Annotated in this window: 1 protein-coding gene; it reads left to right on the top strand. The window is 63.9% G+C overall.

All coding sequences use genetic code 11. The annotated features are described in order from the left end of the window. On the top strand, window positions 1–357 hold a 357-nt coding region (locus tag AX690_RS15395), incomplete at both ends, for a DDE-type integrase/transposase/recombinase (protein WP_156449692.1).

Genomic DNA, 357 nt, shown 5'->3' with positions numbered 1-357 from the left:
AGGCCGCCAAGGCGTTCACCGACAAGACCACGGCGCCCAACCAGATGTGGCAGACTGACTTCACCTACTTCAAGATCATCGGGTGGGGCTGGGTGTATCTGTCGACGATCCTGGACGACTTCTCGCGCTACGTCATCGCCTGGAAGCTGTGCACGACCATGAAGGCGGGGGACGTCACCGACACGCTGGAACTGGCGCTCAGCGCGTCGGGCTGCGACCAGGTCAGCGTCCGGCACAAACCGCGTCTGCTGTCGGATAACGGCTCCAGCTACATCTCGGGCGAACTGGCCGACTGGCTGGGCAAGCAGGAGATGAAACACGTCCGGGGCGCGCCCTACCATCCCCAGACCCAGGGCA

This window comes from Caulobacter sp. CCH9-E1 (assembly GCF_001556515.1).
Lineage (GTDB): Bacteria > Pseudomonadota > Alphaproteobacteria > Caulobacterales > Caulobacteraceae > Caulobacter.
The sequence above is the reverse complement of the archived record's forward strand: the minus strand, read 5'-3'. Positions and strand labels throughout refer to the sequence as shown.